Annotated in this window: 4 protein-coding genes; all 4 read left to right on the forward strand. The window is 73.3% G+C overall.

All coding sequences use genetic code 11. From position 1 onward, the window contains the following. Positions 1-536 (forward strand): FAD-dependent oxidoreductase (locus WA805_RS30770; RefSeq protein ID WP_425244080.1); only part of this gene is annotated, 536 nt, incomplete at its 5' end. After that, positions 533-733, forward strand: a complete 201-nt coding sequence (gene thiS, locus WA805_RS30775) for a sulfur carrier protein ThiS (RefSeq protein WP_422273601.1) — start codon at positions 533-535, stop codon at positions 731-733. The genes WA805_RS30770 and thiS, both read left to right, overlap by 4 nt. 4 nt (positions 734-737) lie before the next feature. Beyond that, entirely contained in the window at positions 738-1508 is a 771-nt protein-coding gene (locus WA805_RS30780; RefSeq protein ID WP_422339426.1) for a thiazole synthase, read from the forward strand. An 8-nt stretch (positions 1509-1516) separates the two neighbouring features. Next, positions 1517-2050 (forward strand): bifunctional hydroxymethylpyrimidine kinase/phosphomethylpyrimidine kinase (gene thiD, locus WA805_RS30785; RefSeq protein ID WP_425244081.1); only part of this gene is annotated, 534 nt, incomplete at its 3' end.

The following is a 2050-nucleotide window of genomic DNA, read 5'->3' on the forward strand; positions in this document are numbered from 1 at the left end:
GCCTAGCAGCCCGCGACGTCGTGGTCGCGGCCGGCGTCGCCACCCGCGACCTCCAAGGCGTCCCCGCGGCCATCCGCCAGGCGGTCCGCCCGGTCAAGGGCCAGCTGCTCCGCCTCAGGCACCCGGAACACTTGCCGCGCGTCGCCACCCGCACCATCCGCGCCACCGTCCAGGGCCGCGACCTCTATATCGTGCCCCGCGCGGACGGCGAGGTGGTGGTCGGCGCCACCCAGGAGGAGCGCGACGACAGGGACGTCACGGCAGGCGCCGTGCACGACCTGCTCCGCGACGCGGTGATCGCGCTCCCGGCGATCAGCGAGCTCATCCTCGCCGAGATCAACGTCGGCCAGCGGCCGGGCAGCAAGGACAACGGCCCCATCGTCGGCCGGGTAGCCGAGGGCATGGTCGTCGCCACCGGCCACTTCCGCAACGGCATCCTGCTGTCCGCGGCGACCGCCGACGCCGTGGTCGCCATCTTGGCCGGCGCCGGCCAGGACCCGGCGTGGGCGCCCTTCGGCCCTGGCAGGCTCGGATGACCGTTACCGTCAACGGCGAGCCCCGCGAGGTCGCCGCGGGCACCACCGTGGCACAGCTCGTCGCTCAGGTAACCGATGCCCCGTCCGGCATCGCCGCCGCCGTCAACGGCGACGTGCTGCCTCGCCGCGCGTGGGCGGACACGCCGCTCGCGGACCGCGACGAGGTCGAAGTCGTGACCGCGGTCCAGGGAGGTTAGGAACATGAATGAAGGCTGGAAGCTCGCCGACCGCGAGCTGACCTCGCGGCTGATCGTCGGCACCGGGGGAGTGCAGTCCCTCGACGTGCTCGCCGTGGTGCTCGCCGCCTCCGGCGCCGAGCTCACCACGGTCGCGATGCGCCGGGTCAACTCGGCGGGCGACGGCTCCCTGCTCGGCGCGATCCGGCAGGCCGGCGTCGACGTCCTGCCGAACACCGCCGGCTGCCACACCGCCGCGGAAGCCCTGCTCGTCGCCCGGCTGGCCCGCGAGGCCCTTGGCACCGACTGGGTGAAGCTGGAGGTCATCGCCGACGACACCACGCTGCTGCCAGACCCGGTCGAGCTGCTCGACGCGGCACAGCAGCTCGTCGCCGACGGGTTCACCGTGCTGCCGTACACGAACGACGACCCGGTGCTCGCGCTGCGGCTTGAGGAGGCCGGCTGCGCCGCGGTGATGCCGCTCGGCTCGCCGATCGGATCGGGGCTCGGCATCAGGAATCCGCACAACATCGCGATGATCGTCGAACGGGCCGGCGTGCCGGTGATCCTGGACGCGGGGATCGGCACCGCGAGCGACGCGGCCCTCGCGATGGAGCTCGGCTGCGCGGCCGTGCTCGTCGCGTCGGCGATCACCAGGGCCGCTGACCCGGAGCGGATGGCGGTCGCGATACGGCTGGCGGTCGAGGCGGGCCGCGCCGCCAGCCAGGCGGGCCGCATCCCGCGCCGCTGGCACGCGGTCGCCTCCAGCCCCATGGCGGGCCAGGTCCTCCCATGATCCCAAGGGTGCTGACGATCGCCTCGTCGGACTCCGGCGGCGGCGCGGGCATCCAGGCGGACCTGAAGGCCTTCGCCCGCTGCGGTGCGCACGGCATGTCCGCGATCGTCGCCCTCACGGCGCAGAACACGCGCGGAGTGACGGCTATCGCCGAGCAGTCACCCGGGATCGTTCGGGATCAGATAAGGACAGTTCTCGATGATCTCGGCGCGGACGCGGCAAAGACCGGCATGCTCTTTTCCTCCGCCATCATCGAGGCGGTAGCGGACGAGCTGACCGGGCGCGGCCTGCCGCTCGTGGTGGACCCGGTGATGGTGGCCAGCTCAGGAAGCCGGCTGTTGCAGCCGGACGCGGTCCAGACGCTGACCAAGCGGCTGTTCCCGCTGGCGACGGTCGTGACGCCCAACCTGCCGGAGGCGCAAGCGCTGACCGGCATGGCCACCGAAGACCGGGCCGCGCTGGCGCAGCGGCTCGTCGCCATGGGCGCGGCCGCCGCGCTCGTCACCGGCGGGCACGGCGCCGAGCCGGTGGACCACCTGTTC

It is taken from the genome of Trebonia sp., from assembly GCF_049794275.1.
GTDB lineage: Bacteria > Actinomycetota > Actinomycetes > Streptosporangiales > Streptosporangiaceae > Trebonia.